General features: G+C 61.1%; 28 protein-coding genes and 1 pseudogene. 7 read left to right on the top strand and 22 right to left on the bottom strand.

What is annotated here, in order from left to right; genetic code table 11:
* The 8 genes from ACT67G_RS08515 to ACT67G_RS08480 form a co-directional block, all read right to left on the bottom strand.
* Positions 1 to 661: iron-containing alcohol dehydrogenase (locus ACT67G_RS08515; protein ID WP_443663960.1), on the bottom strand; the 661-nt coding region annotated here is incomplete at its 3' end.
* Positions 662 to 779: 118 nt separating this feature from the next.
* Positions 780 to 1,754, bottom strand: coding sequence for a transketolase family protein (locus tag ACT67G_RS08510; protein ID WP_326216208.1), 975 nt, complete (start codon positions 1,752 to 1,754; stop codon positions 780 to 782).
* Between the two features lie 13 nt (positions 1,755 to 1,767).
* Positions 1,768 to 2,601 (bottom strand): transketolase, encoded by an 834-nt coding sequence (locus ACT67G_RS08505; RefSeq protein ID WP_326216209.1) that lies wholly within the window; start codon positions 2,599 to 2,601, stop codon positions 1,768 to 1,770.
* Between the two features lie 325 nt (positions 2,602 to 2,926).
* Positions 2,927 to 4,495: a phosphoglycerate mutase (2,3-diphosphoglycerate-independent) gene (locus tag ACT67G_RS08500; RefSeq protein WP_443663959.1), complete on the bottom strand. Its 1,569-nt coding sequence runs from the start codon at positions 4,493 to 4,495 to the stop codon at positions 2,927 to 2,929.
* 18 nt (positions 4,496 to 4,513) lie between these two features.
* Positions 4,514 to 5,290, bottom strand: coding sequence for an HAD family hydrolase (locus ACT67G_RS08495; RefSeq protein WP_326216211.1), 777 nt, complete (start codon positions 5,288 to 5,290; stop codon positions 4,514 to 4,516).
* A gap of 61 nt (positions 5,291 to 5,351) precedes the next feature.
* Positions 5,352 to 6,086: an HAD family hydrolase gene (locus ACT67G_RS08490; RefSeq protein ID WP_443663958.1), complete on the bottom strand. Its 735-nt coding sequence runs from the start codon at positions 6,084 to 6,086 to the stop codon at positions 5,352 to 5,354.
* A gap of 9 nt (positions 6,087 to 6,095) precedes the next feature.
* Positions 6,096 to 6,830: an HAD family hydrolase gene (locus tag ACT67G_RS08485; protein ID WP_325244338.1), complete on the bottom strand. Its 735-nt coding sequence runs from the start codon at positions 6,828 to 6,830 to the stop codon at positions 6,096 to 6,098.
* 42 nt (positions 6,831 to 6,872) lie between these two features.
* The gene (locus ACT67G_RS08480; RefSeq protein WP_325244340.1) at positions 6,873 to 7,634 is read right to left on the bottom strand and encodes an HAD family hydrolase; all 762 of its coding nucleotides are present in this window, start codon (positions 7,632 to 7,634) and stop codon (positions 6,873 to 6,875) included.
* A 356-nt stretch (positions 7,635 to 7,990) separates the two neighbouring features.
* Between ACT67G_RS08480 and ACT67G_RS08475 the strand changes: the two genes are divergently transcribed.
* The 4 genes from ACT67G_RS08475 to ACT67G_RS08460 are packed head-to-tail and all read left to right on the top strand — an operon-like array spanning position 7,991 to position 11,157.
* Positions 7,991 to 8,995 carry a LacI family DNA-binding transcriptional regulator gene (locus ACT67G_RS08475; protein ID WP_325244342.1) on the top strand — a complete coding sequence of 335 codons (1,005 nt, stop codon included), beginning with the start codon at positions 7,991 to 7,993 and terminating at the stop codon, positions 8,993 to 8,995.
* A gap of 55 nt (positions 8,996 to 9,050) precedes the next feature.
* The gene (locus ACT67G_RS08470) at positions 9,051 to 9,788 is read left to right on the top strand and encodes a PHP domain-containing protein (RefSeq protein WP_325244344.1); all 738 of its coding nucleotides are present in this window, start codon (positions 9,051 to 9,053) and stop codon (positions 9,786 to 9,788) included.
* A complete protein-coding gene (locus tag ACT67G_RS08465) occupies positions 9,785 to 10,666 on the top strand; it encodes a PfkB family carbohydrate kinase (protein ID WP_325244346.1) in 882 nt (293 codons plus the stop codon). The genes ACT67G_RS08470 and ACT67G_RS08465 overlap by 4 nt, the downstream gene beginning before the upstream one ends.
* Positions 10,667 to 10,695: 29 nt before the next feature.
* Positions 10,696 to 11,157 carry a hypothetical protein gene (locus ACT67G_RS08460; RefSeq protein WP_443663957.1) on the top strand — a complete coding sequence of 154 codons (462 nt, stop codon included), beginning with the start codon at positions 10,696 to 10,698 and terminating at the stop codon, positions 11,155 to 11,157.
* A gap of 154 nt (positions 11,158 to 11,311) precedes the next feature.
* Here ACT67G_RS08460 and ACT67G_RS08455 read toward each other — a convergent pair whose 3' ends face one another.
* From ACT67G_RS08455 to ACT67G_RS08445, 3 genes are all read right to left on the bottom strand, one after another.
* Positions 11,312 to 11,911, bottom strand: a complete 600-nt coding sequence (locus ACT67G_RS08455; protein ID WP_325244350.1) for a DUF47 domain-containing protein — start codon at positions 11,909 to 11,911, stop codon at positions 11,312 to 11,314.
* Positions 11,912 to 11,930: 19 nt separating this feature from the next.
* Positions 11,931 to 12,944, bottom strand: coding sequence for an inorganic phosphate transporter (locus tag ACT67G_RS08450; RefSeq protein ID WP_443663956.1), 1,014 nt, complete (start codon positions 12,942 to 12,944; stop codon positions 11,931 to 11,933).
* A 275-nt stretch (positions 12,945 to 13,219) separates the two neighbouring features.
* On the bottom strand, positions 13,220 to 14,566 hold the full coding sequence (locus ACT67G_RS08445) for an MATE family efflux transporter (protein WP_325244354.1): 1,347 nt from the start codon (positions 14,564 to 14,566) through the stop codon (positions 13,220 to 13,222).
* 169 nt (positions 14,567 to 14,735) lie between these two features.
* Between ACT67G_RS08445 and add the strand changes: the two genes are divergently transcribed.
* The 3 genes from add to cysK all read left to right on the top strand — a co-directional run bounded on the left by add (position 14,736) and on the right by cysK (position 17,262).
* A complete protein-coding gene (gene add, locus ACT67G_RS08440; RefSeq protein ID WP_443663955.1) occupies positions 14,736 to 15,749 on the top strand; it encodes an adenosine deaminase in 1,014 nt (337 codons plus the stop codon).
* Positions 15,750 to 15,834: 85 nt separating this feature from the next.
* Positions 15,835 to 16,158 (top strand): hypothetical protein, encoded by a 324-nt coding sequence (locus tag ACT67G_RS08435; RefSeq protein WP_325244358.1) that lies wholly within the window; start codon positions 15,835 to 15,837, stop codon positions 16,156 to 16,158.
* Between the two features lie 171 nt (positions 16,159 to 16,329).
* The gene (gene cysK, locus ACT67G_RS08430) at positions 16,330 to 17,262 is read left to right on the top strand and encodes a cysteine synthase A (protein WP_443663954.1); all 933 of its coding nucleotides are present in this window, start codon (positions 16,330 to 16,332) and stop codon (positions 17,260 to 17,262) included.
* 49 nt (positions 17,263 to 17,311) lie between these two features.
* On the opposite strand, the gene ACT67G_RS08425 is transcribed toward cysK, so the two are convergent.
* The 11 genes and pseudogenes from ACT67G_RS08425 to ACT67G_RS08375 all read right to left on the bottom strand — a co-directional run.
* Positions 17,312 to 18,181 carry a YitT family protein gene (locus tag ACT67G_RS08425; RefSeq protein ID WP_325244362.1) on the bottom strand — a complete coding sequence of 290 codons (870 nt, stop codon included), beginning with the start codon at positions 18,179 to 18,181 and terminating at the stop codon, positions 17,312 to 17,314.
* Positions 18,182 to 18,337: 156 nt separating this feature from the next.
* A complete protein-coding gene (locus tag ACT67G_RS08420) occupies positions 18,338 to 18,763 on the bottom strand; it encodes an aspartate carbamoyltransferase regulatory subunit (RefSeq protein WP_443663953.1) in 426 nt (141 codons plus the stop codon).
* 14 nt (positions 18,764 to 18,777) lie between these two features.
* Positions 18,778 to 19,698, bottom strand: coding sequence for an aspartate carbamoyltransferase (gene pyrB / locus ACT67G_RS08415; RefSeq protein WP_326216216.1), 921 nt, complete (start codon positions 19,696 to 19,698; stop codon positions 18,778 to 18,780).
* Positions 19,699 to 19,716: 18 nt separating this feature from the next.
* The gene (gene pyrE, locus ACT67G_RS08410; RefSeq protein ID WP_325247229.1) at positions 19,717 to 20,352 is read right to left on the bottom strand and encodes an orotate phosphoribosyltransferase; all 636 of its coding nucleotides are present in this window, start codon (positions 20,350 to 20,352) and stop codon (positions 19,717 to 19,719) included.
* 50 nt (positions 20,353 to 20,402) lie between these two features.
* The gene (gene pyrF / locus ACT67G_RS08405; RefSeq protein ID WP_325247228.1) at positions 20,403 to 21,104 is read right to left on the bottom strand and encodes an orotidine-5'-phosphate decarboxylase; all 702 of its coding nucleotides are present in this window, start codon (positions 21,102 to 21,104) and stop codon (positions 20,403 to 20,405) included.
* Positions 21,097 to 22,014: a dihydroorotate dehydrogenase gene (locus ACT67G_RS08400; RefSeq protein ID WP_443663952.1), complete on the bottom strand. Its 918-nt coding sequence runs from the start codon at positions 22,012 to 22,014 to the stop codon at positions 21,097 to 21,099. Before ACT67G_RS08400 ends, pyrF begins: the two co-directional genes overlap by 8 nt.
* Positions 22,008 to 22,748 (bottom strand): dihydroorotate dehydrogenase electron transfer subunit, encoded by a 741-nt coding sequence (locus ACT67G_RS08395; RefSeq protein WP_443663951.1) that lies wholly within the window; start codon positions 22,746 to 22,748, stop codon positions 22,008 to 22,010. Before ACT67G_RS08395 ends, ACT67G_RS08400 begins: the two co-directional genes overlap by 7 nt.
* A complete protein-coding gene (locus ACT67G_RS08390; RefSeq protein WP_443663950.1) occupies positions 22,745 to 24,034 on the bottom strand; it encodes a dihydroorotase in 1,290 nt (429 codons plus the stop codon). Before ACT67G_RS08390 ends, ACT67G_RS08395 begins: the two co-directional genes overlap by 4 nt.
* Positions 24,035 to 24,245: 211 nt before the next feature.
* Entirely contained in the window at positions 24,246 to 24,650 is a 405-nt protein-coding gene (locus ACT67G_RS08385) for a NifB/NifX family molybdenum-iron cluster-binding protein (RefSeq protein ID WP_443663949.1), read from the bottom strand.
* Positions 24,647 to 25,012, bottom strand: coding sequence for a DUF134 domain-containing protein (locus ACT67G_RS08380; protein ID WP_443663948.1), 366 nt, complete (start codon positions 25,010 to 25,012; stop codon positions 24,647 to 24,649). Before ACT67G_RS08380 ends, ACT67G_RS08385 begins: the two co-directional genes overlap by 4 nt.
* A 140-nt stretch (positions 25,013 to 25,152) precedes the next feature.
* Positions 25,153 to 26,127 (bottom strand): annotated as a pseudogene (locus ACT67G_RS08375) (phospho-sugar mutase); the annotation flags it as partial.

Below are 26,127 nucleotides of genomic sequence, written 5' to 3'. Positions count from 1 at the left end.
CGGAGGTCATGGTCTTGCGGTGGGGGCTCAGGAAGGACTCGGTGGCGTGGACCAGAGCGTCGATGGCGGAGCAGGCGAAGGGCTTGTAGGGCAGGGTCTTCAGCAGCTCCGGGATCAGGCACACCTTGTTGGGAATGATGTCGTCGGACACCAGGCCCAGCTTGGTCTCGCCGCCGGTGAGCACGCCGTCCTTCTCGTCCTTGACGATGGCCACGGAGATATTGGTGCACTCGGAGCCGGTGCCGCAGGTGGTGGGGATGGCGATGACGTCCTTCTCATGCACCACGGGGAAGCGCTTGAAGTACAGGTTATGGACGGTGTCGGGACGCTTGCAGCCCAGCAGCTTGCACAGGTCCATGATAGCGCCGCCGCCCACGGCGATGACACGGTCATAGCTGTCGTAGGGGATGGCGTCGTACATCACCTGGATCATGGCCTCGCTGGGCTCGCCAGCGCCGAACTTCTCCTGGAACACGAAGTTGCACTTGAGGCCCAGGTCCTTCATGAAGGGGGTGTAGATGAACTCGTTGGTCAGCACCACGTCACGTTCGCCCAGGTTGAACTCCTTGGCCATATCGGCGAAGGTCTGGAACTTGTAGACGGTAGGTGCGAAAATGATCTCTCTCTTGTCAGCCATCAGGGAAGCGGAAAAAGCATCCATATCAGGTTCTCCTTTTCAAAATTAAATTGGAGGAAGCAGCGGGCTGTTTCCTGAGATTACATGATCGTGCGTTCATCGATCCGGGGCACTTCCGCATCCGGAAGTGCCCCGGTGGCGGTTACTTGCGGGAAATGGCCTTCTTCACGGCGGCGACGATGTTGGCGGCGCGCAGGCCGTACTCGTCCATCAGGAAGTCCTGGGGACCCACCTGGCCGAAGCGGTCCTGAACGCCCACGAACTCCTGGATGGTGGGGGCGTTCTTGGCCAGGCAGTTGGCCACCACGCTGCCCAGGCCGCAGGTGACGTTGTGGTTCTCGGCGGTGACGATGGCGCCGGTCTCCTTGGCGGCCTTGATCACCAGCTCCTCGTCCAGGGGCTTCCAGGTGAACATGTCGATGACCCGGACGGTGATGCCCTCCGCCTGCAGAGCCTCGTAGGCCTTCAGGCTCTCGTCCACCATGATGCCGGAGGTGATGATGGTGGCCACGTCCTTGTCGGACTCGTGGAGCACCACGCCCTTGCCGATCTCAAACTCGGAGCCGTCGTCGTAGACCTTGATGATGCCCTTGCGGACGAAGCGGGTGTAGGTCACGCCCTTGGTAATGCCGGGCAGCTGGCGGGTGATGCTTGCCAGCTGGGCATAGTCGGCGGGATCCGTCACCGTGGTCTCGGGGATGGACAGGTACATGGCCGCATCCTCCAGAGGCATGTGGGTGCCGCCGTTGAAGGCTGCGGTAACGCCGGCGTCGGAGCCCAGCACGTGCACAGTGAGCCCGGCGTAAGCGGCGGACATATAGATCTGGTCATAGCAGCGGCGGGAGGAGAAAGTGCCGAAGGAATGGAAGAACACCTTCTTGCCGGTGGCGGCAAGACCGGCGGCCACGCCGGCGGCGTTGCCCTCAGCGATACCGGCCTCAAAGGCCCGGTCGGGATAGTTCTTGCGCAGCATCTTGGTGTTGATGCAGCCCATCAGGTCGCAGTCCACATAGCAGATGGACTTGTCCTCTGCCATCATCTCGTTCAGCGTCAGAGCGAGACCGTCCCGGCAGGCCCGGGAATCCTTTTCGTGCTTGCCAATCAGTTTCACATTCATGATCTCACCCTCCTTATGCGTTCTCGGCGTCCGCCAGAGCCTTCTCGGCGGCGGCCAGGGCCTCGGCCCACTGTTCTTCGTTGGGCTGGGAGGAGTGGTCGTGCTTGGGCTCGGCGAAGGTGGCGCCCTTGCCCTTGCTGGTCTTCAGGACGATGCAGCTGGGCACGCCCTTGGTGGCATAGGCGTTCTGGATGGCGTCATAGATGGCCTTGACGTCATGGCCGTCGATCTCCTGGGTGTACAGGCCGAACGAGGCGGCCTTCTTGGCGATGTCGCCGTGGGCCAGGATATCGTCGGTGGGGCCGTCCAGCTGATAGCCGTTGTTGTCGATGAAATAGATGATGTTGTCCAGCTTGTGGGCATAAGCGAAGTGGAAAGCCTCCCAGACCTCGCCCTCGTCAGCCTCACCGTCGCCGATGACGCAGAAGACGTGGTTGTCGCGGCCGTCGATCTTGTTGCCCAGAGCCGCGCCGGTGGCGGTGGAGGCGCCCTGGCCCAGAGAGCCGGTGGTCAGATCCACGCCGGGGGTCAGCTGACGGTCCGTGTGGCTGGGGAACTTGGTATGAGGATGGTTGAGGGTATAGGCGTCCTCCATGGGATAGAAGCCCATGATACCGAAGGTGGCGTAGGCCACGGGGCCGGCATGGCCCTTGGAGAGCACCAGCCAGTCACGGTCTTCCCAGCGGGGATTCTTGGGGTCAAATTTCATGACCTCCCCGTACAAAACCGCCATCAGGTCCGCCAGATCCATAGATCCGCCCACATGCCCGAAGCCCCGGGAATGGATGACCTTCAGAGTCTCCAGCCGGATCCGGGCCGCTAGAACTTTGCATGCTTTTTCGTTCATCGCGTCTTTCATCCTTTCCTTATGTGTTCAGCACCGCTCCGCTTTGGAAAACGGCCGCAGGGTCGACAGATGCTGTGGGATGGCTGCCGGGCACGGAACACGGGATTTTTGTCATTCCGTAACCGTACACAGATTGGAACAATCCAACAAAACTTACCATCCCATCTCAAGATGTATTTTACCGCACATACCTGCTCCACGTCAATAAGTGTTTGCATTTTCACAATCAGAAGCTGTACATCTTGCGGCTTTCCGGGCAATTTGACCGAAGACAGAGGATGCCGCGGGCGCCGGTAGCGGCGTCCGCGGCATTTGGATGCACGATTCAGGTATATTGCGCGCCGGTTCCGTCCACCATGGCGTCGTAGGCGCGTTTGACCTTGTCGTAATTTTTATCCCGATCCAGGGCCACGCCCCGGCCCACGCCGTCCACTACCCGGCCGATGCCGATCTCCTCCAGCTGGCCATCCAGCCAGGAGAGCATATCCGGGGCGGAGCCGGGCTCTGTGGAGCGGCCGTCGAAGATGATGTGCAGATAGACCTGATCCAGCCCCTGCTCCTTGGCCATACGGCAGATGGCCAGGGGATAGTCGATGCACCCGTGGGAGGACTTGTAGGTGAGATAGGAGATGAGATGCAGGGAAGAGTGGTTCTTCTTCACGTGCTCCACGGCCTCCAGAAAAGCGGGGGTACGCTGGAAGCTGCCGTCCTTGACAGCGGCGTCCAGCCGCACGTCATCCTGCATGACGCACCGTCCTGCCCCCAGGTTGGAGTGGCCTGCCTCAGAGTTGCCGGCTTTTCCGGTGCCCAGGCCCACGTGCTCGCCGGAGGCGTGGAGCTTGGACCAGGACTGCTCTGCCAGCAGGGAGTCCCAGTAGGGGGTGTCCGCCAAGTGGATGGCGTCGCCGTCATCCCCGGTGCCAAGGCCCCAGCCGTCGCAGATGATCAGGAGCATCTTCCGGTTCTTGCCCCAGACCTTGCCTTCCGCCAGGGAGCGGCCGGTCATCTCCGGAGGCTGGGGGATGCCCATGATATCCAGCACCGTGGGAGCCACATCACCCAGGGAACCGTCATGCAGGGTGATGGGGGAGGGATCCGCCGGATCCATCAGCACAAAGGGCACCAGATTGGTGGTGTGGGCACCGTCGGGCTTTCCGGCGGCGGTATAGAGCTTTTCAATGTTGCCGTGGTCGGCGGTGACTGCCACCACATAGCCCTTGGACAGGGCGTCGCCCACCACTTTTTCCAGGGCACGGCTGACGTGGCCGCAGGCTTCGATCTTGGCGGCGGTGTTCTGGGTGTGGCCGATGACGTCACCGTTGGCAAAGTTGGTGACGATGAAGTCGTATTTGCCCAGAGCGTCCAGCAGGGTGTCCGTCACCTTGGGCAAAGACAGCTCCGGCTGCTGGTCAAAGTCGATGCCCTTGGGGGAGGGGATGCACACGTCGTCCTCGCCGGGGAAGGGCTGGTTCTCACCGCCGTTGAAGAAGAAAGTCACATGGGCAAACTTTTCGGACTCGGCGCAGTGGAACTGGGTTTTCCCGGCCTGGGAGAGCACCTGGGCCAGGGGATTGACCACATGGCTGGGGGCAAAGGCGATGGGGAGATTGCGGAACTTGTCGTGGTACATGGTGAGGATCACGAAGTCCAGATTCTGCAGCTTCCGGCGGGGCACCTGATGAAAAGTTTCCTCCGTGAACATCTCGGTGAGCTCAATTTCCCGCTCGCCCCGGCGGCAGCAGAAGATGGCGGCGTCATTGTCGCCGATGCGGCCCACGGGGGCGCCGTTTTCCGTCAGGACCATGGGCTCCAGATGGTAGTCGTCCAGTCCCTGGGCATACGCCTGTTTTACGGCCTGGGCCAGTTGGGCACCGCCGCGTTTGCATTCAGACATGAATATTGGCCTCCTTTATTATTGTCCGTCAGTGGGGAGGATCAGCTTGCCGGTATCCACCTGCCCCCGGGCGGGGAAGAGGTCCAGCAGCTGCGGGAAGGTGTAGACCTTGGCATCGGGCATATTTTCCTCCGTCAGCTTCAAAGGCTTGCTGCGGTCATACTGTACCGTGACGGTCATGCCGAAGGCGCAGGCCTTGGCGCCGATGATGTCCCGGTTGAGGTTGTCGCCCACGAAGCAGCAGTTTTCCGCCTGGGCCCCCACTTCCTCCATGGCGTAGTAGTAGATGGCGGGGCCGGGCTTGCGGACATAGGTGATGGAGGACTGCTGCACTGTTTTGAAATAAGGCCGCAGGCCATCGGCGTCCAGCCACTCGTCCACCTCCCGGCGGCCCACTAGGTCGGAGATGATGCCCAGGGTATAGCCCCGGGCGCACAGTTCCTTGACGGTCTCAGCACCGCCGTCCACCACGGTGCGGATGCCCTTGGTCTGGCGGTACTGGTAGGTGAGCTCCGCGGCGTTTTTCAAAATGAGATCCCGGGGCCGGTCATAGGCCAGCCAGCGGGTCCACAGCACTTCCTCCGGCGCTTCGCACATGAATTTCAGCGCCCAGGCCCGGTACTGGTCATACCGCTTGTCAATGACGCGGTCAAACCAGGCGCAGGGATCTTCCTCCTGAACGCCGCACAGTTCCATGATCTTGGTCTTGGCGGCGGCCAGATATGCCGGGTCTTCCCGAATCACCCGGAAGGTGCCTCCCAGGTCGAAAAAGATGTATCGGATATCAGTGTTCATAAAGGTCCCTCCAAAGCGCAGGATCCGCCCGGGGAGCAATTCCCCGGACGGTCCGCGAAAATCAATGAGTATCCGGCCGGAGCAGATCCAAAAGCTCCGGGAAAGCGGCGATCACCGCGTCGGGCCGGTTTTCGTCGGAGAACTCCACCGGGTGCTTTTTTTCCGGGGAGCGGAAGATGATGTTGCAGCCGATACCGGCGGCCTTGGCTCCCGTGACGTCGCGCTTGAGGTTGTCGGCCACGGACACGCACTCCGCCGGGGCTACGTTCAGCTGCCGGCATGCCATGCGGTAGATCTCCGGATCCGGTTTGCGCAGATGGCATACAGAGGAGAGTACCACGCAGTCAAAGAGACTGTCCAGTCCGTCCTCTTCCAGCCAGTCGGGGATCTCCGTCTCGCCGATGAGGTTGGAGATGATGCCCAGCTTGTACCCCCAGTCGTGGAGGGAGTGGAGCACTTCCAATCCGCCGTCCACGATGACCCGGTAGCCCTTGGACTGGCGGTACTGGTAGGAGAGCTCGTGGCAGATGGGGCGGATGTGGGCAGGATCGAAGTCAGGCAGCAGCCATTTGCACCACAGCTCCTCATCCCCGGCCTCTTTGCACTCCTCCAGGGCCCACTTGCGGTAGGGCTCATAGCGCTCCTCTACCAGCTGATAAAAGGTTTCAAAGGGCAGGTCTGTGCCGGAGAGCTCTGCCAGCTTGCGCCGGGCGTGGCGTTCATAGGCCTCGGGATGCAGGGCGATGCGCAGGGTGCCCCCCAAGTCAAAGAATACGGCTTTGTATTGCTGATCCATGGCGCCTCCTTATGTACGGGCCGGGAAGATGTCCAGCAGCTCACTGAGGGCGGTGATGACGTGATCGGGGGTGAACTCCTTGCCGGTGGCCTTTTCCATGTTCAGGGTGTCGGGCTCGTCGATGCGGATCATCATACCGAAGCCTGCGGCCTGGGTGCCCTCCACGTCCCGGACGGGATTATCGCCCACATAGGCGCAGTTGGCCTCCGGGGTGCCGATGCAGCGGCAGGCCAGGTGGTAGATGGCGGGGTCGGGCTTACGCAGCCGCACCTTGGAGGAGAGGATGGTGACCTTGAAGCAGTCCGCTACCTTGTCGGCGGCCATCCAGTCGGGGATCTCCGTTTCGGTGACGGTGTTGGCAATGATCCCCAGGGTGTAGCCCCGCTTTTTCAGCTCCCGCAGAGTCGCCACAGCGTCGGGCCGGGCCACCCGGCGGCCGTCGTGATCCCGCCACAGGCGGGTGAGGCGGGGGGCGTTGGCGAAGATCATGTTGGGCTCATAGTCCGGCAGCATGTACTGGGTCCACAGCTCTCCCTCGGAGGCGTCCAGCAGTGTGGTCTTGGACATCTTGCGGTACGCCTTCCAGCGCTCTTCCAGCTTGGCGAAGAGGGCGTCGTGGGACTCGGTGGTGTGGATCAGCTCCATGAGATCCGCTTCGGCCTTGTCGATGAAGGCTTGGTCCTTCACCACGATGCGCAGCGTGTTGCCTACGTCAAAAAAGATGGTCTGGATGTCGGGAACCATATGAATCTCCTCCTTTATATATGGATGGGGCGGATGGCAGGTTCAGGGCTGCGAGCTGTTTTTGGAACGAATGAGTTCCGGGATCTCCGCCAGATCATCGATCTGGACGTCCGGCGCCAGGCCGGTATTTTGGAAGGCGGTGTCCCGGTGGGCGATGGAGGGATTGCGGATCTGGATGCACAGGCCGACCTTGGCGTTGCGGCAGCCCAGCACGTCCCGGGAGAGGGTGTCGCCCACATAGGCCATTTCGGCGCAGGTAACGCCGCAGCCTTTTGCGCCCAGGCGGAAGATCTCCGGATCCGGCTTGCGGATGCCGGCCACGGAGGAGAGGATCACGCAGGACATCTTTTCGGCGATGCCGTAATCCTCTAAAAGCCGGGGGACGAAGGTGGTGGAAATGATGTTGGAGATGATGCCCAGCTTCATCCCCATCTCCTGCAGGGCGGCCATGGTCTCCTGCATATGGGGCCGGGGCACGTTCCGCACCCGGATGGCGTCGTACATCCAGGAGAGCTCCTCGGCGATGGGGGCCAGCCGGGCTTCCCCCACGGCGAAGTCCCGCAGGTAGTACTCGTTCCAGATGCGCACGCCGGACAGCTCCCGGCGGGTCTGCTCCGACCAGTGCTTGTAGTCCTCGGCGTTTCGGTGGAGCATGGGCGTCAGAGACTTGGCGTCCACCGGGAGCACGATGCCGCTCTCAGCCAGGCGGCGGATGAGCAGCTCGGAGAAGCGATCCGCCAGGGCCGGTGTATTGTCGGCCACGTGCAGCGTACCTCCAACGTCGAATAAGACGGCGCGGATCATATGCAGTCCTCCTTTTTCCTGGGATCGGACGCCGCAGGCACACATTTGCGAAGGATTGGAAGTAGTGCAAATGTCTTGCAAACGTTTGCGCCCTCTACAGCTTTTATTCTAAAGAAATGCGGCTTCATTGTCAATATGCCAAACGCCGAAGACATCTTTCTTTTTTTGCTTTTCTGCCCAAAAACACGAAAAAAGAAGAATCATATTGACATCAAACCGGAAATCATATATGCTTTTTGTGAAAGTAGAAATACCGAATCAGGCATGTGTTTCTCCGTGCAAAAAAGTCGGAAACGTTTACACTGGAGCCGCCCCGGCGCGGGGCTGTTCTGCTGGTGGAAAAAGGATGGCGGAATATGAAAAGTGTAACATTGAAAGATGTGGCCAAGGCGGCCGGGGTATCCTATGCCACGGTGTCCCGGGCCCTGTCGGGCAGCCCGCAGATCGGCAGCGAGACCCGGGAGCGGATCATCAAGCTGTGCGATGAGATGGGCTATACCACCAACTATGTAGCCCGGTCCATGGTCATGAAGAAGACGGATCTCATCGGTTTGGTGGTACCCTCCATCGACAACCAGTTCATGTCGGAGCTGGGGTACTATGCGGAGATGAGTGCCCGATCCCACGGATACAACATCATGCTCTGCAATTCCGGCCCGGATCTGCGCCAGGAGAAAACGGTGGTGAAGCTGCTGCTGGGCCGTCAGGTGGACGGGATCCTCATCGTGCCCCAAAGCCCCAAGACCTACGAGAATATCCGGGCCTTTACGGATCAGGTCCCCACGGTGTTCCTCAGTGAGAACCTCCGGGATCAGCCCCAGAGCTATGTGGCTGTGGACAACAGCCGGGGCACCTATATCGGCACGGAGTACCTCTATAAACTGGGCCACCGGCAAATTTTATACTTTGGCCGCCGCCACTCCACCACCCACCAGCTGCGGGCGGAGGGATACATGAAGGCCTGCCAGAAGCTGGGGCTGCGGCAGATGTTCTACAACAGTGAGTACTCCCGCTCCTCCATTGAAAACGGCTATCAGATGGCCAAGGATCTCTTCTCCCGTCCCATTGATTACACGGCCATATTTGCCTCCACGGATTCCAACGCCCTGGGCATTTTGAAAGCGGCAGACGAGATGGGGATCGACATTCCCGGCCAGCTCTCCCTCATTGGCTTTGATAATATCCCCTCCACGGCCCTGCCCCGTATTGAGCTGACCACCATTGAGCAGCCCAAGCGGGAGATGGCGGTCCAGGCGGTGGATATGCTGCGGGATAAGATCGAAAACGGGACCCAGGGTTATGTCCACCAGATTTTGCTGCCCCGCCTGGTGGAGCGCAGCACCTGCCGGTCCCTGCTGTAAACGGAACCTCCGGCCTTTGAAAGACAGGGCGTTCAGATGAAGAAAGAAGGCGCTTATGAATCAGGTAAACGGTTATCTCTATGATCCCCACACCCACACGGCGGAGACCAGCAAGTGCGGCCACCTGCCTGCGGCGGAAGTGGTGGATCGCTACGTGGCCAAGGGCTTTACCGGCCTGGTGGTGACGGATCACCTGCATCCGGAGTATCTCTCCCGGGTGGACACCCAGCACAACTGGGATGCGGTGATGGATCACTATTTATCCGGCTACCACGCCTCCAAGGCCCGGGGCGACCAGGTGGGGCTGGATGTGATTTTGGGAGCGGAGCTGCGGTTCCCGGAAAACGACAATGACTACCTGGTCTACGGCATCGATGAACAGTGGCTGCGCTCCAATCCCTATGTGTGCTGCATGAGCGCCCGGGAGTTCTTTGCCAAGTTCCACGATCAGGTGCTCATTATCCACGCCCATCCCTACCGGGACGGCAACACAGTGGTGTTTGAAGACGCCGTCCACGGCAGCGAGATCATCAACGGCAATCCCCGCCACGATAACGGCAACGACAAGGCCCTGGCTCTGTGCCGCCGTCATCCGGAGTATTACCGCCTGGCGGGATCCGACACCCATCAGGCGGGGGACGAGGCCCGCTCCGGCGTGATCCTGCCCCGCCGGGTAACGGATTCTTACGCGTATAAGGCCCTGATCGAGCATATGGAGTTTCACCTGTGGAGCCCTGAGAACCAGTCCTTTGTGGATGCGGATGAGCAGATGCGAAAGGAGCGGCAGGCATGAGTGCGTTTGATTCCCTCATCATCGGAGAAGTGGCGTTGGACACCAATGTGGATTACGACGGCACCACGGTGGAGGCGGTAGGCGGTGCGGTGTATTACTCCGGCTATGCCGCCGCCAATCTGGGTCATAAGATCGCGGTTCTGCCCAAGGCCAATCCCTCTCAGGTGGATGTGGCGGCAGCCTTTGCGCAGGCCCCCAATGTGACGGTCTATCCTCTGGAGAGCCGGAGCTCCTTTGTCACCAAGAATGTCTATCACACGGCGGACCGGGAACGGCGTACCTCCACGGTCTCCAGCGTGATCGATCCCTACCGGCCGGAGGAAGTGCCGGAGGTGGACGCCGCCATCTGGCACCTGGCGGGTCTGGTGGGGGGAGATATCCCCAATGAGCTGATCCCCTTTGCGGCCGAGAAGGCCATGGTGGCCATTGATGTCCAGTGCATGCTCCGCTGGGTGGAAAACGGCGGCATGGTCTATCACGACTGGAAGGAAAAGCGGGAGCTGTTGCCCTATGTCCGCTTTTTGAAGACCGATGCGGCGGAGGCGGAGATCCTCACCGGCACCGATGACCGGGCCGCGGCGGCCAAAATGCTCTATGACTGGGGCGCCCGGGAGGTGCTCATCACCCACAACACCGAGGTGCTGGTCTATGACGGCCGGGAGATCTATACCTGCCCCATCCGTTCCCGGAACCTCTCCGGCCGCACCGGGCGGGGGGACACCACCTTTGCCGGGTACATCAACGAGCGTTTGACGGCAGACATCCCCACGGCCCTGCGGACTGCTACGGCGCTGGTTTCCCTGAAGATGGAGACGCCGGGCCCCTTCCGGGGCAGCCGGGCGGATGTGGAGCAGTATCAAAAGGCGTTTTACGAATGAGAAAAGCACCGCTCCGGCGGTGCTTTTCCTTGACAGGAAAGCGTCTAACGTCATACAATACAGTTATCACAATTATAAAAAGAGGGGAGGCGGTTGCGCTGAAGGTACGCATTCTGATCGGCGTTGTAGTGGTGGCCGTGCTGGGGGCGGTGCTGTTTTCCCTGAAAAAGCCGCTGCTGGATGAGGAGACGGAATATCAGATCACATCGCTGTACGATCAGGGACGGGAAGTCAGCGAGGATGTGGACACCGATGCGCTGATCGAACTGCTGCGCCAGGCCAAATGCAGCCGGGTACCCCGGGGCGGCCTGCGGTCCCACAGCTTTACAGATATGATCGAAATCAGCATACAGGGCGGCGATGAGACGCTGCGGGTGGTGCTGGTGGAAAGCGACGGCACATATGTGGCATATCAGGATCCGGACTGGGTTCATGTGCTCCGGGACGGAGAGGCGCTTTTGTCCTCTGTGCGGGAGCTGCTGCCTGTCTGAACCATGTTGGAAGAAAAAACGCCTCCGGCCGGTTGAGATCCGGCCGGAGGTGTTTTCATGCAGACGGCGCCTGGGCCCGCGTCTCTGCCAAAACGCGGGCCCAGATCAAGGAAGGAAAGGAGAAACGGTACCATGGGTACCAGGAGGAAACCGGTTAGAGCTTGACGATGATATCCAGCAGGATATCGGCGCTGACGTCCCCCTTGTCGGAGGCATGGTTCATATGGCTGTAGATCTCCCGGTATTTGAGGATTTTCTTGAAGTCGTCGGATTCGAAGAGCTCGGCAATGGACTTGTGATATTGGACATTCAAGGTGTTTTCCAGCTTTTTCACCCGGGTGGCCTCCTGGGAGACCTTGGAGCGGTTTTTCTCCAGATTTTCCATGCACGTCAGCAGGCCGTTGGCCATATCCAGCAGCGTGTTGGACATGGTGATCAGGTGATTGTCCGGCTGGATCTCATAAATGCGCAGTTCCTTAACGGTAGTCCAGGCGTAGTCCGCCAGATCGTCGATGGAGGTGGAGAGGCGGTAGAGGTCGTCCCGGTCGATGGGGGTGATGAAGGTGCGGTTGATGTCCTCCACCAGTTCCCGCCGGACGGCGTCGGCCTCTTTTTCCTTGACCTTGACAAAGTCACCCCGCTCCTTGGTGGGCTCCTGACAGTAAGCGCACAGGGCCGCCACGGCGTCCCGGATCACCTCAGCCTGCTTGATGAGCAGACTGTAGAAATTAAGACTTTCTTTTCGCTTGAACATGGAAGTCAGCTCCCTCTCATCAGAAAATCAATGACAATAGCAGGAACAATATGCCGCCCAGCGTCCCTGCGATGGGGATGGTGATAAACCAGGAGGCCAGGATGCGTCCGGCCACCGCCCAGTGAACCGCCTTGTAGCGCTGGGCGGATCCCACGCCCATGATGGACGAGGAGACGATCTGGCTGGCGGATACCGGCGCGCCCACCAGGGAAGCTCCCAGGATCACGCTGCCTGCCGCCAGTTGGGAGGCAAAGGAGTGAATGGGCTGTACCTTGTAGATCTCGGTGCCCACGGTTTTGATGATCTTGAACCCGCCGAAGGCGATGCCGCAGGCCAGGCAGGCCGCCGCGCAGACGATGGCCCACACGGGGATACCGGTGGATTCGGTCCCGTAAATGCCCATGAGAATCAGAATGATGCCGATGGACTTTTGAGAGTCATTGTAGGAGTGATTGAAAGCCAGGAAAGTCATGTTGACCCACTGGGCGTATGTAAAGAACTTGTTGACGCCCACCGTGGCGTGCCGGGTCAAAAGCAGCAAGAGCCGCAGGATCAAAAAGCCCGCTACAAAGCTGATGGCCGGGGTCAGGAAGATCATCAGCACCACTTTTCCCCAGAAGTAGTTCCAGGAGATGGCGCCGGTGCCGAAAGCCGTGATGCCGGCTCCCACTACGCCGCCGATGAGGGCGTGGGAGGAGGAGGCAGGGATGCCGAAGCGCCAGGTGGTCAGGTTCCATAAGATTGCCGCCAGGATCCCTGCGGTAATGAATGCAAGGGCGGTCCCCTGGGCATCGGAGGCGGTATAGTAGGTCTCACCCACCAGTTTTTTGATGGTGTCGGACACGCTGGAGCCGATCACCAGGATGGAAAACGGGGAGAGGAATTCCACCGCCGCGGCCCAGGCCAGAGCTGGCTTGGGGCGCATGGCGCGGCTGGCGATCAGCGTAGCCACCACATTGCATCCGTCGTGGAAGCCGTTGACATAGGTGAACACGAACACCATGCCCGTCAGGATCCAGAAGGAAGCTTCCACAACAATTCCCCTTTCGAGCTTTAACGCAAACGTTTTCAAAAAGAACTGAAAGAAAAGCCAGATTTCATCTTCTCAGGTATGATTCCATTATGAAATCCACTGTTTGATTTGTCAATAGAAAACATTTTTTACAGAATATATTTCGATATTATAGACAAAAGAGACAAGGTGCGGCTGTCTGTTTTTTACAGCAAAAAATCAAACGTTTGCGAAAAATCTGTTAAAAAATCCCCTCAGCGGTGGAATGAGACCGCAGAGGGGACGAAAAAAAGCCGTCAGGAGTTGCTCAGTTCCCGCAGGACTTTGCGTTGGATGGGAATGGCGAAGGCCAGGGTCAGGAGATCGGAGATGGACTGGGTGATCTGAAGGCCGGTTACACCCAGAGCGGTGGAGAGGATCCACACCAGGGGGATGAAGAAGATGCCCTGCCGGGCCATGGCCACAAAAGTGGCTGGGACAGTCCGCCCGATGGTCTGGAGCATCATATTGCTCATGACGATCCAGCTCTGGAAGCAGAAGGTAATGCACTGGAAGCGCAGGGCGGCGCTTCCGCAGGCGATCACCTGGGGATCGTCCTGGAACAGCGCCACGATCTGGGGGGCGAAGGCGAAGCCCACCACGCTTACCGCCAGCAAAAACGCGGCGGAGGTCTTCACGCAGAACCAGAAGCCCTCCTGGACCCGGTGGTAGAGCCGGGCGCCGAAGTTGAAACCGCACACCGGCTGGAAGCCCTGGCCGAAGCCGATCATGGCGGAACCGCCGAACATCATGATCCGCTGTACGATGCCCAATGCTGCGATGACGGTGTCCCCATAGGGCTTGGCGGCCTGGTTGAGGCAGATGGTGGCCACGCTGGCCAGGCCCTGCCGGGCCAGGGAGGGAAGCCCGCCCTGGATGATGGTGCGGAAGTAGGGCCACTTGAGCTGGACGCGGGAGATATGGATGTGCAGGTTTCCGCCCCGGGTGCAGCCCACCAGCAGCAGGCAGAAGCTGATGAGCTGGCTGATAATGGTGGCCCAGGCGGCGCCGGCGATGCCCATGTCAAAGACGAAGATCAGCAGGGGATCCAACCCGATGTTGATGACGGCGCCGCTGACGATACCCACCATTCCGTAGGCTGCGCTGCCCTGGAAGCGCAGCTGGTTGTTGAGCACCAGGGAGGCGGTCATCCAGGGGGCGCCGTAGAGGATGACCCCCAGATAGTCCATGGAGTAGGGGAGGATGGTGGGGGTGGAGCCCAGGAACAGCGCCAGGGGCTCCAGGAAGATCTGGCCCAGCACGCAGATGAGAAGGCCTGTGGCCAGGGCGGCGAAAAAGCCGGTGGCAGCCATGTTGGAGGCGGTTTCCGTGTTCTGCTTGCCCAGTTCCCGGGAGATGAAGTTGCCGCTACCGTGGCCGAAGAAGAAGCCCACCGCCTGGATAATGGCCATCATGGAGAACACCACGCCCACGGCGCCGGTGGCGCTGGGGCTTTTCAGCATACCCACGAAAAAGGTGTCCGCCATATTGTAGAAGGCGGTCACCAGCATGCTGATGATACAGGGCAGCGCCAGGCGGCAGATCAGCCTGCTCACCGGGGCCTCGGTCAATTCATGAAACTTTTGCTCCTGCTTGCTGTCCATACGCTCCGCCTTTCTGCCGGCTGTCAAGCCAAAAAGTAATTTCTTAACAAAATTATAACATACGTGGAGGGAAAGAAAAGGGGGTGCAGAAAAGAAATTTCTGTGGTACGATACCAGAGAAAATCTTTGCTCCCACTTGGGGAGACGGTGTCTGGAAAAGGAGTTTCATATGGAAGAATTGACGGCATTTTTGGCCCGATTGCCCAAGATCGAGCTGCATGTCCATCTGGAGTCCACCATGCCGGGGGAGATGCTGGAGCGGTTCGCGGCCGCGCAGGGGAGATCCCTGCCCCGGCCTGCGGCGGAGCTGTACCACTGTTCTGCGGAGGATTTGAGTGATTTCTTGGCCTTTTTGGACAAGATATGCTCTTATGTAGGGACAGAGGCAGAGCTCTCGGAGGTGGCGGAGCGGTTTTCCCGGGAAAGCCGCCGGGAAAACATCCTCTATGCGGAGACGATCCTCAATCCCACCCACTGGCCCCAGTTCACCGTCCCCCAGATCATTGCCGCGGTAACAGCGGGCTTTGACCGGGGCCAGGCTGGCGGCGGCACCGACTGCCGCTTTACCCTCTCCCTCTCCCGCACCCAGAGCGCCGGGGAAGCCATGGCTCTGGTGGAGGAGATGGTCCGCTGCCGCACACCCCGGCTGGTGGGCTTGTCCATCGACGGCAATGAGGCCCTCTCCGGCCGGACCGGGGAGCGGTTTGCCCCGGCTTTTGCGGCTGCCGGCGCGGCGGGATTTGGCCGTACCGTCCACGCCGGGGAGAGTTCCGGCCCTGAGGGAGTCCGGGACGCCCTGGATCTGTTGGGAGCGGATCGCCTGGATCACGGCGTCCGGGGAGCGGAGGATCCGGCTCTGCTGGCGCGTCTGGCAGCGGAGCGTGTGCCCCTGAACGTGTGCCTGAGTTCCAACCTGGCTCTTCTCTACCGGAATCCGGCGGAGCATCCTCTGCGGCGCCTGCTGGATGCCGGGGTGGTGGTAACGTTGAACCGGGACGACCCCACCTTCCTGGGAGGACTGACGCTGACGGAAGAACTGCGCCGGGCGGCGGAGTTTGCGGGCATGTCCCGGAAGGCTCTGGCGGCGTGCCAGATAGCGGCGGCCCGGGCGGCTTTCTGCACGCCGAGGGAGCGGGACGCGCTGGTGAATACGCTGGAGGAATTTCGCCGTACCCTGGATTGACAGGCGCGCCGCGGCGCAGTGCTGCATAGGATGGGATGCGCCGGGCTCCGGCCCGGCGCAATCCCAAAGAAGTGAGGGAATTGCTTTGCGTATCAGTGAAGCCTATGAGCACGAGCCCATTTTACCTTATCAGCCGGAAGACAGCTGCCCCACCGGCGGCTGCAGCAAAGTCAGTACTCAGTGCGTGAATGTAGCCGCTCCCGTGGTTCTCTCTCCCACCGCCGTTATGGGCACTCCCACCGTTACCTGCCAGGGCGGCCCCAGTGTCACCTGCACCACCAATGAGTGTGGTTCCAGCTGCACCGTGGTGCTGACCCAGCAGGTGTGCGTGTCCATCCCGGTTCGCTACGGTGTCACCATGACCACCGGAGAGCCCTCCATTGCCTGTGCCGACAGCTGCGGCTGCTGAGCCCTGTTGTCCCCAGTGGGATGTCTGGAAGCCAATCAAAGAGGCGCCGGTTCCGGCGCCTCTTTTCCTTGGGAGAATGCCGTAATTTTTCCGCACTTTTGTGATTTTTTCCGTTGCGCACCGGACGGGAGAGATGTATGATGGGTTCATTCTAAAAGGGAGGCCTTACCCATGAACATTTGCCGGAGCATTTTGGATCTGATCGGACATACCCCGCTGCTGGAACTGAGCGGCTACACCTGCCGGCACGACCTGCCGGTGCGGCTTCTGGTGAAGCTGGAGGGGATGAACCCTGCCGGCAGCGCCAAAGACCGGGTGGCGGCCAACATGATCCGGCGGGCGGAGGAGGCGGGCAGCCTGCGCCCCGGCGGCACCATCATTGAACCCACCTCCGGCAACACCGGCATCGGCCTTGCGGCGGTGGGAGCCGCCAAGGGATACCGGGTGATCCTCACCATGCCGGATACCATGAGCGTAGAACGGCGGGCGCTGATCGCCGCTTACGGCGCCGAGATCGTCCTGACGCCGGGGGCAGAGGGCATGCAGGGGGCGGTGGACCGGGCGGAGGCCCTTCACGCGTCCACCCCCGGCAGCATCCTGGCGGGCCAGTTTGACAATCCTGCCAACCCCGAGGCCCATGAACTGACCACCGGCCCGGAGATCTGGGAGGACACGGAGGGCACCGTGGACATCTTTGTAGCAGGCGTGGGCACCGGCGGTACCGTCACCGGTGTGGGGCGGTATCTGAAGGCCCACAAACCCTCGGTGCAGGTGGTTGCGGTGGAGCCCGCCGCCTCGCCGCTGCTCTCTCAGGGCCACGCCGGCCCCCACGGCCTCCAGGGCATCGGGGCCAACTTCGTACCGGAGAACCTGGACCGTTCTGTGGTAGACGAGGTCCTTCCCGTCTGGGAGGAGGACGCCTATACGGCGGGCCGGGAGCTGGCCCGGCAGGAGGGGATCCTGGCGGGCATCACCTCCGGCGCTGCGTTGTGGGCGGCATCCAAGGTGGCCGCCCGGCCGGAGAACCGGGGCAAGACCATTGTGGCCCTGCTGCCGGACAGTGGGGAGCGGTACCTGTCCACGCCGCTTTTTGCCCAGGCATAAGCAAAGGGAACGGGGAACGTTTTAAACGTTCCCCGTTCCCTTTTCCATGTTATCCGTTGATGTGTTTGAAATTACCCAGTGTCTCGTTGACGCTGGAGACGTAGGCAAAGGTGTCCGGGAACTGGCGCAGGATCTCCTGGAACCGGACGATCTGGTGGCGGTTCACCACGCAGATCAGCAGGGCCCGGGGGGTGTCGGAGTACATGCCCTGGGCGGGCAGCACCGTGACGCCGTGGTGGAGCTCCTGCAAGAGCCGGGCGGAAAGCTCCGGGGCGTGGCGGGTGACCACCTCGAATTTCAGGGCGCTCTTGCCGCCCTTGAGGATACCGTCACTGATGCGGGAGCTTAAGTAGCAGTAGATAAGGCACAAAATCACCGGCTCAAACTGATAGCCGTAGACGAAAAAGGAGAGTACCGCCACAGAGGCGTTCAGGGCGAAGATCACCCACACCAGACTGGCCTCCGGATGCAGCTTGTGTACCCAGGCAGCCACGATGTCCGTGCCGCCGGTGGAGCCGTTGCACCGGATCACCAGGCCGTATACGGCACCGCTGACCACACCGGCGGCCACGGGGCCCAGAATGGCGGAAGAGCCGGTGTCGTAGGCGATGCCGCTGAGATCCATATGGCCCAGTACCAATGTCACGGCGGAGAACACCAGCACAAAGAGCAGGCTTTTGCGGGCAAAATCGGGATCCAGCTTCGTCCAGGCCAGCAGGATCAGCGGGATGTTGATGATGAGGGACAGGTAGCCGATGCTGATGTGGAACAGGTACTGCACCATGGTGGCAATGCCGTTGATGCCCGCCGGGGCAAAGGCATTGGGAAAGACGAACAGCTCGTAGCTCACACCCATCACGCAGGCCAGCGCGGCCACCGTCAGATAGCGCCGGACAGCGGCTCCAACATGTTTCTTCACGAGACAACTTCCTCTCCGTGGGATTCCTGGTGGAGTATACGCCGATTTTCTCAAAAATGCAACAAAAATTTCAAATATTTTTTGGATATGCAGGAAAACTTTCCTGACATGCAAAATGCCCTCCGCCTGATGGGCGGAGGGCATTTGGTTGCCAGCTCAGAACTTCTTATCGGTAGCAGTTTCGCAGTAAGCGCAGCGATAGGTGTGCTTCTCGGCGTCGCTGAGCAGGAAGATGGAGTCCAGCTGGGGCTCGGCCATGGTGATGCAGCGGGGGTTCTTGCAGCGGATGATGTTCACCAGCTTCTTGGGAAGCTCCACATGCTTCTTGGCCACCCGCTTGCCGTCCCGGATGACGTTGACGGTGATGTTGGCGTCAATGTAGCCCAGCACGTCCAGATCCACCTCCATGGGGGAGTCGATCTTGATGATGTCCTTCTTGCCCATCCGGCCGCTGCGGACGTTCTTAATGATGGCCACGGAGCAGTCCAGCTCGTCCAGGTGCAGGTACTTGTAGATGTCCATGCTCTTGCCGGCCTGAATGTGGTCCAGGACCACGCCGTTTTGGATGCTGTCGATATTCATAGATGCAAACCTCCTTAAACCTGGATGCCCAGCAGCTTCATAATCAGCGCCATACGGATGTACTTGCCGTTTTTCACCTGTTTCCAGTAGGCGGCGCGGGGATCCTTGTCCACCGCCACGGAGATCTCATTGACACGGGGCAGGGGATGAAGGATGGACAGATCCGCCTTGGCGTTTTCCAGCTTCTCCGGGGTGAGGATGTAGCTGTCCTTCAAACGCAGGTAATCCTCCTCATTGAAGAAGCGCTCCTTCTGGACGCGGGTCATGTACAGGATGTCCAGCTGGGGAATGACGGACTCCAGATCGGTGGTCTGGGTGTAGGGAATGCCCTTCTTCTTCAGGGCCTCCTCCTTGACATAGCGGGGGAGTTTGAGTTCCAGGGGGGAGATGAGGACGAAGTTGATGTTCTCGTAGCGGCTCAGGGCGTTCACCAGAGAGTGGACAGTGCGGCCGAACTTCAGGTCGCCGCAGAAGCCGATGGTGAAGTTGCTCAGGCGGCCCTTTTCCCGGTGGATGGTCAAAAGGTCCGTCAGGGTCTGGGTGGGATGGTTGTGGCCGCCGTCGCCGGCGTTGATGATGGGCACTTCGCTGTGCATGGCGGCGGCGAAGGGAGCGCCCTCCTTGGGGTGGCGCATGGCGATGATGTCGGCATAGCAGCTGACGGTGTGGATGGTGTCGCCCACGGTCTCGCCCTTGGCGGTGGAGCTGGAGCTGGCCTCGGAGAAGCCCAGCACGCTGCCGCCTAGAGCCAGCATGGCGGACTCGAAGGACAACCGGGTACGGGTGGAGGGCTCGAAGAACAGCGTTGCCAGCTGCTTGTGGGCGCAGGCGTTCTGATATTTCACGGGGTTTGCGATGATGTCCTCAGCAGTGGCGATCAGCTGATCGATCTCCTCTGTGGACAGATCCACAATGTCGATGATATTACGGGGCATGGTATCTCCTTTCTCGGTTCAGCGGATCCAACTTTCGTCGGAGGGATTGGCACGGAACTTCTTGAGGCGCTCGATGTCCTCGGGGCGGATCTTGCCCTCGTCAGCGGCCACCTGGCACACAGCGTCGAAGTTGGACAGGGAGTAGTTGGTGACATGGGCGGCGGCCAGACGGTCCAGACCCTTCTGGAGCCCGTAGGTGAAGATGGACACGATGCCCAGCACCTCGGCGCCGGCCTCCCGCAGGGCCTCCACCACTTCGATGCAGCTTCCGCCGGTGGAGATCAGGTCCTCCACCACCACGACCTTCTGTCCTGCTTCCAGCTTGCCCTCGATGCGGTTGCCGCGGCCGTGGTCCTTGTTGCCGGAGCGGACATAGCCCATGGGCAGACCCATGAGATGGCCCACGATAGCGGCGTGGGCAATACCGGCGGTGGAGGTGCCCATCAGGACTTCCACGTCGGGATAGTGCTTGCAGATGAGGTCCACCAGCCCCTCCTCCACGTGGGTGCGGACGGCAGGTGCGGTGAGGGTGAGGCGGTTATCGCAGTAGATGGGGCTCTTGATGCCGCTGGCCCAGGTAAAGGGCTCGTCCGGCCGCAGAAAGACCGCTCCGATGGAGAGCAGGTCATGGGCGATGGTCTGTTCCTGATTCATATCAAAATCCTCCTAAGATAGAATACGAAGTGATTGGAAGGACTGGGTGCTCAGCCCAAGAAGTCCTTCACGGCCCGGCGGTAGGCGGCCACGGGATCCTCCGCCTGGGTGATGGGGCGGCCTACCACGATGTAGTCACAGCCGGACTTGCCCGCTTTCTCCGGGGTCATGATGCGCTTCTGATCGCCCACGGCACTGTCGGCGAAGCGGATACCGGGGGTGACGGTGAGGAAGTTCGCGCCGCAGCGCTCCTTCACCAGGGCGGCCTCCAGGGGAGAGCACACCACGCCGTCCAGACCGGAGTTGGCGGCGTTCTTGGCATAGGAGAGGACGGTCTCCGCCATGGGCACATCGATGAGCAGCTCATTTTTCAGCGCGGCGGCATCGGTGGAAGTCAGCTGGGTGACGGCGATGAGAAGGGGGCGGGTTCCGTCGGGCCGGGTGAGGCCCTCCAGGGCGCCCTTCATCATCTCAGAGGCACCGGCGGCGTGGAGGTTCACCATGTCCACATCCAGCCGGGAGAGGACGTTCATGGCCCGCTTGACGGTGTTGGGGATATCGTGGAGCTTCAGGTCCAGGAAGATCTTGTGGCCCCGTGCCTTGATCTGCCGCACGGCCTCCGGGCCCTCGGCGTAAAAGAGCTCCATGCCGATCTTCACAAAGGGCTTTTCCCCGGCGGGGAAGCGGTCCAAAAAGGCCAGGGTCTCTTCCAGAGTGGGGAAATCCAGGGCGATGATAACGTCTTTACGCATGGTGCGCGCCTCCTGTCAGTTCAGAAATTTTGGTAACGCCCAGCTGCTCACACACAGCGGGCAGGTCTTCAATGATGGTCTTGCAGGCATAGGGGTCCCGGAGATTGGCGGCGCCCACCTCCACGGCGGAGGCCCCGGCGAGCATCATCTCGCACACATCCTGGGCGGAGGCAACGCCGCCGCAGCCGATGATGGGGAGCTTCACGGCTTCGTACACGTCCCAGATCATCCGCACTGCCACCGGGAACACAGCGGGGCCGGAGAGGCCGCCGGTGCGGTTGGCCAGCAAAGGCCGCTTGGTTTTCAGGTCGATGCGCATACTCAGCAGCGTGTTGATGAGGCAGATGCCGTCGGCTCCCGCGTCGGCACAGGCTTTGGCAATCTGGGCGATGTCCGTGACATTGGGAGAGAGTTTCATGAAAACCGGTTTTTTCGTGGCGGCTTTCACGGCTTTGGTCACCGCCGCAGCGCTCTTGGGATCAGAGCCGAAGTTCTGGCCGCCGGCGTGGACGTTGGGGCAGGAGATGTTTACCTCCAGAATCCCCACCTGGTCGCAGCCCTCCAGTTTGCGGCAGTTGTCGGCATATTCTTCCAGGGAAAAGCCGCCGATGTTGGCGATGACGGGACCCTGGAAGAGCTTTGCAATGTTGGGAACCTCTTCGGCAATCACCGCGTCGATGCCGGGGTTCTGGAGACCCACGGCGTTGAGCATGCCGCTCTCCGTTTCAGCGATGCGGGGCTGGGGGTTGCCGGGACGGGCATCGCGGGTGGTGCCCTTCCAGGAAAAGCTCCCCAGGATGTTCAGATCATAGAGTTCCGCGTACTCCCGGCCGTAGCCGAAGGTACCGGAGGCGGGGATCACGGGGTTTTTCAGCGGGATGCCCGCCAGGGAAACAGAGAGGTCTACCATACGATCTCCTCCTTGTACAGGATGGGGCCGTCCTTGCACACCCGCTTGGTGCCCTGGACGGTGGGGACGGAGCAGCCCACGCAGGCGCCGAAGCCGCAGCCCATGCGGGCCTCGAAGCTGAACTGTCCGCCGGTGAGCTGAGGCAGGGCGTGGACGGCCTTGAGCATGGGCAGAGGGCCGCAGCAAAGGACATAGTCACACTCCGGGACGTTCCGGGCGATGTCCGTTACGAAACCACGGGTACCCAGGGAGCCGTCCTCGGTGGCCACCATCAGCCGGCAGCCCAGAGCGCCGAACTCCTCCAGGTAGAAGGCGTCCGCCTGGGACCGGAAGCCAAGACCCACGGTGGGGGTCATGCCAGCTTGGAGCATCCGCTGGGCCAGGCCGTACAGGGGGGCGATGCCGATGCCGCCGCCCAGAAGGATGGGGTGCTCCCCCGCCTGGGTCAGGTCAAAGCCGTTGCCCAGGCCGCTGAGCACATCCAATTCTGTGCCGGGGACGCAGCGCACCAGCTGTTTCGTGCCGTCACCCACCACTTTCACCAGCAGCATCAGCGCGCCCTCTTTGGTCCAGTTGCAGATGGAGATGGGGCGGCGCAGGAACTTTCCGGGGAGCTCGATGTTCACGAACTGGCCCGGAGCCGTGATGGCGGAGGTATCTCCGGAGAGCACCAGCTCATAGGTGTCGGCGGTGAGCTGGCGGGTGTGTTCCAGGGTAAAGAGGGATTGTTTCATAGAACGTCCTCCTGTCGATTCAGATCGGCGTATACGGGTTCACCGCCGCAGATGGTCATGGCCACGGCGGCGCTGACGCCCCACCCGGCAAAGGGGGTGGCCCGGCCCATGGAGCGGAACGTGGCGGGATCGATGATGTGGGGGCGGTTTAGATCCAGCACGGTGAGATCCGCTTCGGCGCCCTCGGTGATCTCCCCGCCGGGGAGATCGAAGATCTTCCGGGGCCGGACGCACAGCCGGTCCAAGATCAGCTCCAGAGGGACGATGCCGGTTTCCACCAGCTGGGTGTAGAGCACCGGGAAAGCGGTCTCCAGCCCCACGATGCCGTTGAGGCTTCCCGCCAGGCCCCGGGACTTTTCCTCCGCGCTGTGGGGGGCGTGGTCCGTTGCGATGCAGTCCACGGTGCCGTCCAGCAGTCCCGCCAGCAGGGCATCCCGGTCGGCGGCGGAGCGGATGGGGGGATTCATGCGGAAGCCGCCGTCATCCCGCAGGTCTGTGTCGCACAGTACCAGGTAGTGGGGGCCCGTCTCGCAGGTGACGGGGAGCCCTTCCGCCTTGGCCTGGCGGATGAGGTCCACGCTCTCCTTGGTGGAGATGTGGCAGACGTGGTAGCGGCACCCGGTCTCCCGTACCAGCTGGATGTCCCGTTCCACCTGGCGCCACTCGCTTTCGGGATTGTTTCCGGTGAGGCCGTGGGCGCGGGCGTAGTCTCCGTCGTGGACGCACCAGCCACGGGTCAGCAGGGATTCATCCTCGCAGTGGGCCACGATGGGCTTGTCCAGTTTTTTGGCAAGGAGCATGGCCTCCCGCATCATCTCCCGGGACTGGACGCCCCGGCCGTCATCGGAGAAGCCGGCAACATCCGGCGCCATGGCGGCAAGGTCCGCCAGGGCGGTACCCTGTTCGCCGCAGGTGATGGCGCCGTAAGGATAGACGTGGACCCGGGCACTGCGGGCAATGGCGCTCAGCTCCGCCTGGAGGGTCTCCCGGCTCTCTGGCACGGGCTTGAGGTTGGGCATGGCGCACACGGCGGTGTAGCCGCCGGCGGCCGCCGCCGCGGTGCCGGATGCAATGGTCTCTTTATAAGAAAAACCAGGCTCCCGAAGATGAACATGGACATCAACGAAACCTGGAACAATGAAACGGTCTTGTAATTCAATTACGGAAAAGCCTTCCCGGGGAAGGGAGGGAGAAATGGAAACAATACGGCCCTGGTCGATGGCAACGTCGAGATTTTCAAAGCGTCCGTTGCGGAAGACGAACCCGCCGGTCAGCAGCAAACCCATGTAAAAACTCCTTCCTCTTTGTCTTCGGTCAACACATTATACTAACGGAAATCCTCCTTCTTGTCAACGGATTTTCTGCCCGTGCCCTTACAAAAAGAGCCGGCGTCATGGGGCGGCTTTCTCCAAAATGACCAACCTCGTTCCGGCACCGCAAAAAAGACGCGCCCGTTGCAGGGCGCGTCTTGTGCAAATGGGAGAGATGGGAAGACCCTCAGCAGTGGTGGCCGCAGGCGTGGTCGTGGCTGCCGCAGCCGTGATCGCCGCAGGTGTGCTCCTCCCCGTGATGGTGGTCACAGGTGGCCACCTGAGCGAACTGAAGGGTGCCCGCCAGCAGCTGGGCGACACACGCATCGGCGTCGCCGGAGCATCCGGCGTACAGCTGGATGCCGGCCTCGGCCAGGGCCATCTGGGCACCGCCTCCGATGCCGCCGCAGATGAGGCTGTCCACGCCGTTGGCTGCCAGGAAGCCCGCCAGAGCGCCGTGGCCGCTGCCGTTGGTGTCCACCACCTTGGAGGAGACCACGGCGCCGTTTTCCACGTCGTAGAGTTTGAACTGGGCCGTGTGGCCGAAGTGCTGGAAGACCTGTCCATTTTCATAGGTAACTGCGATTTTCATGTTGACGCATCCTTTCTCATTGAGGCGTGACATCCACCGCCGTGGCATCCGCCACAGCCCTGCCCCTCCCGCCGGGGACACAGGGTGTAGCTGCCGCCGCCGATGGTCAGGGGACGGCCTTCCACCAGAAAGACCGAGAGCTTCTGCCGGGCCTGGGCGTAGATCCGCTGTACCGTGGTGCGGGCCACGCCCATCTGGACAGCGGCGTCCTCCTGGTTGTAGCCCAGGTAGTCCATGAGGCGCACGGCCTCGTATTCCTCCACCGTCAGAACGACTGCCTCCTGCGCCCCAGGCTGTTCCGGGGAAAAGCGGCAGTGGGCCGGCATCTGGCAGACCCGGCGGCATTTGGCATTTCGCGGCAAGCAATGTCCCTCCTTAATTCTTGACATATGCCCATTATATACCGTTTTGAACATATGTCAAGAATAAAATTGCCCATTTTTTCAGGTATACAAAATCAGGGGGACCGGCCGTCAGGCCGGTCCCCATATTATGAAACAGTTTACTTTTTCAGGCTGGCCACCCACTGGCCGTAGGTCTCCAGATTGGCCTCGCAGGCGGCGGCGTCGGCACCCCGGGTGAGGATGTACACCTTGATCTTGGGCTCCGTGCCGGAGGGTCGGACGATGACGGAGGTGCCGTCGGCCATCTCAAAGCGCAGCACGTTGGAGCCGCTGAGCTCCATGGTGGTCTTTTCACCGGTGGCGCAGTCGATGACGGAGCCGTCGGCGTAGTCCTTGCGGACAGCCACCCGGACGCCGGAGATCTCAGCGGGGGGATTCTCCCGCAGGCTCTTCATGAGGTTGGCCATATCCTTGAGTCCGTCCAGACCGGGCATCACCAGGTTGTGGGTCTTCTCGGCGAAGTAGCCGTACTTCTTGTAGAGGGCCTGGATCGCGTCGTAAAGGGTCATGCCCTGAGAGGCATACCAGGCAGCCATTTCGGTGAGCTCCACGCTGGCGGACACGGCGTCCTTGTCCCGGACGTAGTCGCCCAGCATGTAGCCGTAGCTCTCCTCATAGGAGAAGATGACCTCCCCCTCGCCGGAGGCTTCCAGTTTGTCCTTCTTCTCCGCCAGGAACTTGAAGCCGGTGAAGGTATCGTAGCACTTGAGGCCGTTGTCCTCGGCCACCTTCCGGGCCATCTCCGTGGTGACGATGGTCTTCAGGGCCACGGGGTTTTCCGGCATCTTGCCGGTGCGGCGCTTGGCGCCGATGAGATAGTCCAGCAGCAGCACGCCCGTCTGGTTGCCGGAGATTACCCGGAACTGGCCGTCACTGGTTTTGACCATGATGCCCACCCGGTCGGCGTCGGGGTCGGAGCCCAGGATGAAGTCGGCGCCGTTGGCCTTGGCCAGGTCCACTGCCAGATAGAACCCCTCGGGATTCTCCGGGTTGGGGGAGGCCACCGTGGGGAAGTTGCCGTCAATGACCATCTGCTCCGGCACGCAGATTACGTGCTTCATGCCCAGGCGGCG

It is taken from the genome of Dysosmobacter sp., assembly GCF_052306735.1.
Lineage (GTDB): Bacteria > Bacillota > Clostridia > Oscillospirales > Oscillospiraceae > Oscillibacter.
This window is presented reverse-complemented; position numbering and strand designations above follow the sequence as displayed.

Bases quoted from the DNA above. Each gene is read 5' to 3' on its own strand.
- pyrF (WP_325247228.1), bottom strand. From the start codon at position 21,104: ATGCGTAAAGACGTTATCATCGCCCTGGATTTCCCCACTCTGGAAGAG.
- ACT67G_RS08455 (WP_325244350.1), bottom strand. From the start codon at position 11,911: ATGTTCAAGCGAAAAGAAAGTCTTAATTTCTACAGTCTGCTCATCAAG.
- ACT67G_RS08505 (WP_326216209.1), bottom strand. From the start codon at position 2,601: ATGAACGAAAAAGCATGCAAAGTTCTAGCGGCCCGGATCCGGCTGGAG.
- ACT67G_RS08510 (WP_326216208.1), bottom strand. From the start codon at position 1,754: ATGAATGTGAAACTGATTGGCAAGCACGAAAAGGATTCCCGGGCCTGC.
- pyrE (WP_325247229.1), bottom strand. From the start codon at position 20,352: ATGAATCAGGAACAGACCATCGCCCATGACCTGCTCTCCATCGGAGCG.
- add (WP_443663955.1), top strand. From the start codon at position 14,736: ATGGAAGAATTGACGGCATTTTTGGCCCGATTGCCCAAGATCGAGCTG.
- ACT67G_RS08495 (WP_326216211.1), bottom strand. From the start codon at position 5,290: ATGAACACTGATATCCGATACATCTTTTTCGACCTGGGAGGCACCTTC.
- ACT67G_RS08385 (WP_443663949.1), bottom strand. From the start codon at position 24,650: ATGAAAATCGCAGTTACCTATGAAAATGGACAGGTCTTCCAGCACTTC.
- cysK (WP_443663954.1), top strand. From the start codon at position 16,330: ATGAACATTTGCCGGAGCATTTTGGATCTGATCGGACATACCCCGCTG.
- ACT67G_RS08465 (WP_325244346.1), top strand. From the start codon at position 9,785: ATGAGTGCGTTTGATTCCCTCATCATCGGAGAAGTGGCGTTGGACACC.
- ACT67G_RS08475 (WP_325244342.1), top strand. From the start codon at position 7,991: ATGAAAAGTGTAACATTGAAAGATGTGGCCAAGGCGGCCGGGGTATCC.
- ACT67G_RS08420 (WP_443663953.1), bottom strand. From the start codon at position 18,763: ATGAATATCGACAGCATCCAAAACGGCGTGGTCCTGGACCACATTCAG.
- ACT67G_RS08390 (WP_443663950.1), bottom strand. From the start codon at position 24,034: ATGGGTTTGCTGCTGACCGGCGGGTTCGTCTTCCGCAACGGACGCTTT.
- ACT67G_RS08395 (WP_443663951.1), bottom strand. From the start codon at position 22,748: ATGAAACAATCCCTCTTTACCCTGGAACACACCCGCCAGCTCACCGCC.
- ACT67G_RS08485 (WP_325244338.1), bottom strand. From the start codon at position 6,830: ATGGTTCCCGACATCCAGACCATCTTTTTTGACGTAGGCAACACGCTG.
- ACT67G_RS08400 (WP_443663952.1), bottom strand. From the start codon at position 22,014: ATGGTAGACCTCTCTGTTTCCCTGGCGGGCATCCCGCTGAAAAACCCC.
- pyrB (WP_326216216.1), bottom strand. From the start codon at position 19,698: ATGCCCCGTAATATCATCGACATTGTGGATCTGTCCACAGAGGAGATC.
- ACT67G_RS08445 (WP_325244354.1), bottom strand. From the start codon at position 14,566: ATGGACAGCAAGCAGGAGCAAAAGTTTCATGAATTGACCGAGGCCCCG.
- ACT67G_RS08490 (WP_443663958.1), bottom strand. From the start codon at position 6,086: ATGGATCAGCAATACAAAGCCGTATTCTTTGACTTGGGGGGCACCCTG.
- ACT67G_RS08500 (WP_443663959.1), bottom strand. From the start codon at position 4,495: ATGTCTGAATGCAAACGCGGCGGTGCCCAACTGGCCCAGGCCGTAAAA.
- ACT67G_RS08470 (WP_325244344.1), top strand. From the start codon at position 9,051: ATGAATCAGGTAAACGGTTATCTCTATGATCCCCACACCCACACGGCG.
- ACT67G_RS08480 (WP_325244340.1), bottom strand. From the start codon at position 7,634: ATGATCCGCGCCGTCTTATTCGACGTTGGAGGTACGCTGCACGTGGCC.